At 35.4% G+C, this 6,976-nt stretch carries 9 protein-coding genes; 8 read left to right on the forward strand and 1 reads right to left on the reverse strand.

Annotated elements, in window-relative coordinates; all coding sequences use genetic code 11:
- Positions 1-118: 118 nt before the first annotated feature.
- Entirely contained in the window at positions 119-439 is a 321-nt protein-coding gene (locus tag BHECKSOX2_RS04530) for a site-specific integrase (RefSeq protein WP_139682638.1), read from the reverse strand.
- Between the two features lie 179 nt (positions 440-618).
- Between BHECKSOX2_RS04530 and BHECKSOX2_RS04535 the strand changes: the two genes are divergently transcribed.
- From BHECKSOX2_RS04535 to BHECKSOX2_RS04570, 8 genes are all read left to right on the forward strand, one after another.
- On the forward strand, positions 619-1,440 hold the full coding sequence (locus BHECKSOX2_RS04535) for a chromosome partitioning protein ParA (RefSeq protein WP_139682639.1): 822 nt from the start codon (positions 619-621) through the stop codon (positions 1,438-1,440).
- 188 nt (positions 1,441-1,628) lie between these two features.
- Positions 1,629-2,018 (forward strand): hypothetical protein, encoded by a 390-nt coding sequence (locus tag BHECKSOX2_RS04540; protein ID WP_245391313.1) that lies wholly within the window; start codon positions 1,629-1,631, stop codon positions 2,016-2,018.
- A gap of 121 nt (positions 2,019-2,139) precedes the next feature.
- Positions 2,140-2,619, forward strand: coding sequence for a hypothetical protein (locus BHECKSOX2_RS04545; RefSeq protein WP_139682640.1), 480 nt, complete (start codon positions 2,140-2,142; stop codon positions 2,617-2,619).
- A 118-nt stretch (positions 2,620-2,737) separates the two neighbouring features.
- Positions 2,738-3,304, forward strand: a complete 567-nt coding sequence (locus tag BHECKSOX2_RS04550) for a PepSY-associated TM helix domain-containing protein (protein ID WP_139682641.1) — start codon at positions 2,738-2,740, stop codon at positions 3,302-3,304.
- A gap of 187 nt (positions 3,305-3,491) precedes the next feature.
- Positions 3,492-4,316, forward strand: a complete 825-nt coding sequence (locus BHECKSOX2_RS04555) for a hypothetical protein (RefSeq protein ID WP_139682642.1) — start codon at positions 3,492-3,494, stop codon at positions 4,314-4,316.
- A 127-nt stretch (positions 4,317-4,443) separates the two neighbouring features.
- A complete protein-coding gene (locus BHECKSOX2_RS04560) occupies positions 4,444-5,241 on the forward strand; it encodes a TIR domain-containing protein (RefSeq protein ID WP_139682643.1) in 798 nt (265 codons plus the stop codon).
- 58 nt (positions 5,242-5,299) lie between these two features.
- Positions 5,300-6,205 (forward strand): DUF2806 domain-containing protein, encoded by a 906-nt coding sequence (locus BHECKSOX2_RS04565; protein WP_245391314.1) that lies wholly within the window; start codon positions 5,300-5,302, stop codon positions 6,203-6,205.
- A 91-nt stretch (positions 6,206-6,296) separates the two neighbouring features.
- Positions 6,297-6,863 carry a PepSY-associated TM helix domain-containing protein gene (locus tag BHECKSOX2_RS04570; RefSeq protein ID WP_139682641.1) on the forward strand — a complete coding sequence of 189 codons (567 nt, stop codon included), beginning with the start codon at positions 6,297-6,299 and terminating at the stop codon, positions 6,861-6,863.
- Positions 6,864-6,976 lie beyond the last annotated feature (113 nt).

Consider the following 6,976-nt stretch of genomic DNA (forward strand, 5'->3'; position numbering starts at 1 on the left):
CTTAAGCACACCTGAAAAACCTAAACGATCCAAAATATCGAATAATTTGTGCTGATCTTATCAAATTGGGGGTATTGTCTGTATTTTTATGGATGCAAGACTTGAATGGGGTGGTTTTTTAGGATTTTGATTGGTATTTTTTGGGTTGGGTGGTTCTATTTTTGGATTTGGGTTTATATAAAAATACCAACGCATTAAACGCCTGATTTTGCGTGCTAGCAGCCACATTTTGTCGCACCGTCAAATCCGTTAAAAAAGTCTCTACCTTGCTTTCAGAATCCTCGAACAATTCACTTCTATCCTTCATCCCTGAAAACTTAATAAAACGTTTAACCCAATCACAATAAGTATTTTCAGTTTTATAAGCGTAGTTCATCCGTCTCATCACCTCTCGCATTTCGGCAATAATCGGTTTTTTATTTATTTTTTCTGTTATCATATAATTAAAAACAATATAGAAAGAAAATTTCTACTAATATCGTATATCAGGTAAATTATTTGTATTTTATCCCTAAAAAGATTGAAATACACTGTTTTTTACAGGCTTTTAATTTTAATATCGTAATGTAAGGATAATATGTCCTTATAATAATAGTTAGGCCAATCAAGGACACATTTATGGGCGAAATTATTTGCTGGTTTTCTAAAGTGCCAAATGTTATTTGGAGCGCAATTATAGCGTCGCTTCTTACTATTTTAGGGGTCTGGTTGACAAATAAAGGGAATGAAAAAAGACAAATAGCTTTACTAGAACATGAAAAACTAAAATTTCAATCCGAACAAAAACTAGCCTTAAAAAAAGAAGTGTTTTTAAGTGTTGCAAGTTCCTTTGCAGATGTTTTAGGTGTTATACCAAAATTAATAAACTTGGAATTTACTCAAAAAGAAATTGAAACTAAAATCGAAAATCATAGCGGAATTGTAGCTAAGTCCTATTTAGCCGCTAGAGAAACAACTGTAGCTGAAATATTAAAGTATTCATCAGAAACAGGCGAAACTTTTATCTCATTAATAAAAGATAGGGCTGTTGTTTTGGATCATAAGAAAGCCATTGAGATTTACCAAACTACTATTGATACAGCTAATGAAGAAAAGAATCGTATAGTGTCAATTATGAAAGAATACAATCTACAAGGAAGAAATGACCCTGCTGCATTTGATTATTTGAACGCTAGTTATGAAACTCAAGAAACCATAGTTAAACAAAGTACTGAAAGCAAAGAAGAGCAGGAAGAAATTTTAAAACCCTTACATTTAGAATTTGCAAAAAAATGTATATCAGAGCATGGTCGTTTATTGTCGTTACTACCACCAATGACAATAGCATTAAGAAATGAGCTTGATAATGATGGAAACTCCCAAGTGTTTATCGACGCATTAAATGAAAGCATACAAAGAATGAATATATCATTCAATAATTTATTCGAGGAACAGGCCTAACAATTAGCTCCAGCGGACAGTTTAAAGCGTCACTTTTTTTGCATTCGCAAAAACGTGCCACTTTAAACTGTCGCTGAGCAAGGCGTTATGTGTAAAATAATAATAGTTATGTGTAAAAGAGAAAACTATGGAATCAGATAGACCGCAAAAAATATCAATCGATCATGATGACTATCATGCTGAACATATTGGAAGAACAAAAAAAAGGAGAACAATTCTTTCTTACTACTCCATTTGAACCTGCAATAAATGAAAAAGAAGGCTGTGAATATATAGCTCTATTTAAATTCGATAATGAAGGTAACCTTTTAGAGCATATTATTGATGAAATAGGCCCAAGAGGTTCGTATGATGAAAACGAGCGCAAAGAAAAATATCTCGCCCGCCTAAATGAACTTGGCGAAGTTAAATATTGTCGTATTGAAGTTAAACCATTCTCAGTTGAAAGAAATGGTGTTGTTTTCGGGTTAATTACAAGGGAGCCTGAAGATAAAGAAGATGTATGGGCAGTAGAGTTGCTACCTGGGAATTACATGGCATTTTTTGAGCCGTGGGATAGTGGTGAATATGATACTTAAAAAACACATAACAAATAGCTCCAGCGGACAATTCAAAGCGGCACTTGTTTTGCATTCGCAAAAACGCGCCCCTTTGAATTGCCGCTGAGCAAGGCGTTAGCCGTATAAAAAAGGAAAGAAAATGCTGAAGCTTTACAAATTTAATGATAGAGAAAAATTGTACTGGGAAACTTGGGGCAACGATGACGGTACACATACAATTCATTGGGGCGAGCTAGGTACGGAAGGTAATTCAAAAACCATCAAATCATCTTTATTTAAAAAGGTCACAGATGTTATACAGAAAGAAATCGACAAACTGGTTTCTGAAGGTTACCAACCAATCGAGCTAGAAGACCATTTCACTTTATTAATTGAATATGAAGTTGATAATATGGGTAGTGGTGAAGATGTTGAAAAGCGCCATAGACTAGAAGATAGAATGAATGAAACCCTAGGCTGGACAGCGTTAGGTGCCTGTGATGGTGGTAGCATCGGAAGCAGTACAATGGAAGTGTGTAACTTCGTAGTTGATTTTAATATTGCAAAAAAGGTCATTGAAAACGATCTTAAAAACACAGAGTTCGCAAATTATACGAGAATTTTTGATGAAAATGCGTAAAACGGCTAACAAATCGTTCAACTTGACCGTTTTATACGCCGCTTCGTTTCACTCCGCTCTGTATAAAACGGCCAGTTAACTCAAGCGTTAGGCATAAATAAAAAAACAGGTGACTAATATGGGAATACTTAACCGTTCTACGCTGATGAAAGTGCATGCACTTTTAGCGGCCTTTATCTTACCAGCAGCAATAATGTTTTTTGTGACAGGTGCTCTTTATACTTGGGGCATAAAAGGCAATTACGATACAAGTACTCATGAATTACACCTTAAAAAACCTATTCAAGGCGAGCTTGATGAGCTTATTGCGTTAGCAAAAAAAGAATTACAAAAAAAAGATTTAGAAGAGCCATCAGGTCACGCTAAAATTAAAAGAATTGGTGCTTCTTTCAGGCTAGAATGGACTGGTTCAAATATGGATATTATTATAGAACCAACATCACAACCATTAATAGCTAAACTAGAAATAAAAAATACAGGCTGGCATCGACAATTTGTGCAATTACACAAAGCAAAAGGTGGTACTCCATTTAAAGTATATGCCGCTGCATTTGCCACTGCTTTGCTATTATTGCTCATTTCAGGTTTTATTATGGCATGGCAGATGCCAAAGTTACGCAAGCTGACGTTAGTTTCTGTATCATTGGGCATAGCCGTGTTTATTGTAATGGTTGTGTCGAGTTAAATATAGCCATCAAATGCCTAACAAAAAAATCCAGCGGACAGTTTAAAGCGTCACGGTTTTTGCTATTCGCAAAAAGCCGCGCCACTTTAAACTGCCGCTGATTTAGACGTTAGCTTCAAAAAATATCTGTGAATAATAATTTTAATTTTTCTCTAGCATTTGTGTGAAAAAAAACGAGTTTTAACCAATGAATATTACATTTAGTCCAACCTTTACATTATTACAACATGAGGCTGATTTGATGGAAGGCTGTCTCTCTATAGGATTAACTGCTTTTAGAAATGCTACCGTCTCTGATAAAAGAAAATTTTATTCTGGTTTTTTTAATACTAGTATTGCTTTTGAAAGGCTTATGAAATTAATAGTGGTAGTTGATTATATGCTTAATAACAATTTTAATCCTCCAACAAAAAATCAATTAAAAGCTTATGGACATGATCTTGTTAGTTTGTACCAGTCATCAGTTAATGCAGCAAACAGAGCTGGAATTACAAATGTTGCAATGCCCCTCGAGAATTCTATTGAAGAAAAAATACTTAACCTTTTATCTGAGTTTGCAAAATTTTCAAGATATTACAATTTAGACTCTTTAAATTCAAAGTCAGCAAAAGATGTAGATCCACTTGCCGAATGGGAAGGGATAATTAATAGAGTTATTGAGGAGGATGTTCCAGAAAAAAAATTAAAAAAGATAACTGAATCGGCAGAAAATATTCATAATGACATCAAAGATATAACATTTACAATTCAACAAGGGATGAGTGGCGAATCATTAACGCTACTACAAGCCCTTGGTCTTCCAGAAAAGCAGTTACTTGCAGCACCATATATTATGGTAAGGTTGTTTAATATATTATCACCATTAATTCGTATAGCCTCTGAACTTGGTCATAAAGGTTTCTATACAAGAGCACCAGATGGTACTGGTCCACATATTCCATCTTTCAATGAAACACTTGTATATTTTATAGCTGATAATACTCAAATTAAAAAGAAAAAACAATGGCCATAACAAAGCTAACAATCGCATGCAGCTGACCGTAAAAAGCGTCACAATTTTTGCTATTCGCAAAAACTGCGCCCCTTTTTACGTCAGCTGATGCGGGCGTTAGCACCAGAAAAGGACTGAGATATATCAGATGAGAAAACCAAGATTATTTATAGCATCATCGTCAGAAAGTTTATCTATTGCTGAAGCTGTTAATGTAAACCTTGATCATGAATTCGAAGTGACCATTTGGAAGAATGGAACATTTAAACTTTCTTCAACTGTAATAGATGACCTTGTCACTAAATCATCAGCGGTTGATTTTGCCTTGTTCCTATTTACACCTGATGACATTGCTATTATTAAAAGTAGAGAAGAACATGTAGTAAGAGATAATGTTCTTTTTGAGATGGGGCTTTTTATTGGTGCTATTGGTAAAGAAAGATCATTTATATTAAAGCCCCGTAATGAGGATATGCACCTACCCACGGACTTACTTGGAACAACTCCCGCAGATTACGATGCTAATAGGTCAGATGGTGATTTGGTATCAGCTACTAATAGAGCATGTTCTTTGATAAAAACGGAAGTTAAACGTATAGGTCTTATTAATTATGCAAGTCTTTCTGAAACTAAAAGGCTTAAAGCTAACCCAGTAGAATATAAATTAACTGAAACAGATTTTCGTTTTCTTGCATCGTGTTTGCAAACTCATACTAATACTCCGGGTGGTCTAGCATATTATCAAATAACAAATAATCTTGGCAATGTGAATGAGTCTTTATTGCAAATAGCAGCTATCAAGCTTGAGAGAGTAGGATTCATTGAAAAATCAGTTGAAACTGATAATCAAGATGGGTGTGACTATTATAGTTATGTAATAACCGAATTAGGGATAGATATACTGCTTAAAAATGAATCTAATTTTGATGACAATGTACCGTTTTAGTGCTAACAAATGCTTCCAGCTGACGTAAAAAGCGTCACATTTTTTGCGAAGCAAAAAAATGCGCCCCTTTTTACGTCAGCTGAAGCAGGCGTTAGGTGTAAATAATATGCCCGAAGATAAATCAACATCACTAGTCAACCTTGGAGAACTTTCCAAACCAGCTAACACTTTAATTAAGAAGGTGTCTTCAGCTGTTGGCGGTGTTTTTGAGCCGTGGCAAATAAAACGTGTTGCAAAAGCAGAAGCGGAAGCAAATTTAATAAAAGCCGAAAATGAAATAGAAATTACTGATCTACACCGGCGCGTGATGCATAGATTTGTTGAAGAAGAAGCAAAGCGGCAAGAAAATATGGAAGAAATAACTAAAAAATCAATTCCTCATTTAAACGAAGAGTCAGACCCTGATGAAATGGATAATGATTGGGTTACAAATTTCTTTGATAAATCGCGCATTGTCTCCGATGATGAAATGCAAAACATCTGGTCACAGGTTCTATCTGGAGAAGCTAATTCACCTGGTAGCTTTTCAAAACGAACTGTAAACCTACTTAGTGACTTAGATAAAAAAGATGCTGAGTTATTCCAAACATTATGTAGGTTTGGTTGGTTTATTGGTATTTTTTCTCCATTAGTATTTGACCCGCAAGATGATATTTACAAAAACCTAGGCATTACCTTTGAATCATTATCGCATCTAGATAGCCTAGGCCTCATTCAATTTAACTCCTTAACAAGTTTCAGTAGGCAAGCTTTACCCAAGAGTTTCGCAGTAATATATTATAGGCAGCCTTTACCTTTAGCTATGCCGCAAGATTCAAACAATGTTCTTGATGTAGGACAAGTTTTACTTTCTCAGGCAGGGATTGAATTATCTAAAATTGTTCAAGCACCAAGAGTTGATGGTTTCTATGAATATGTAAAAGAACAATGGCAAGCACATGCTCCAAAGCCTGAAAACACCTAACAATACGCTCGTTCGGACGCTAACTACGCTGCGCTTCGTTTGCGCCGCACAGCTTGGTCGTTAGGCATAAATAAAAAAACAGGTGACTAATATGGGAATACTTAACCGTTCTACGCTGATGAAAGTGCATGCACTTTTAGCGGCCTTTATCTTACCAGCAGCAATAATGTTTTTTGTGACAGGTGCTCTTTATACTTGGGGCATAAAAGGCAATTACGATACAAGTACTCATGAATTACACCTTAAAAAACCTATTCAAGGCGAGCTTGATGAGCTTATTGCGTTAGCAAAAAAAGAATTACAAAAAAAAGATTTAGAAGAGCCATCAGGTCACGCTAAAATTAAAAGAATTGGTGCTTCTTTCAGGCTAGAATGGACTGGTTCAAATATGGATATTATTATAGAACCAACATCACAACCATTAATAGCTAAACTAGAAATAAAAAATACAGGCTGGCATCGACAATTTGTGCAATTACACAAAGCAAAAGGTGGTACTCCATTTAAAGTATATGCCGCTGCATTTGCCACTGCTTTGCTATTATTGCTCATTTCAGGTTTTATTATGGCATGGCAGATGCCAAAGTTACGCAAGCTGACGTTAGTTTCTGTATCATTGGGCATAGCCGTGTTTATTGTAATGGTTGTGTCGAGTTAAATATAGCCATCAAATGCCTAACAAAAAAATCCAGCGGACAGTTTAAAGCGTCACGGTTTTTGCTATTCGCAAAAAGCCGCGCCACTTTAAACTGCCGCTGATTTAGACGTTAT

The sequence above is a fragment of the thiotrophic endosymbiont of Bathymodiolus puteoserpentis (Logatchev) genome (genome assembly GCF_900127505.1).
Lineage (GTDB): Bacteria > Pseudomonadota > Gammaproteobacteria > PS1 > Pseudothioglobaceae > Thiodubiliella.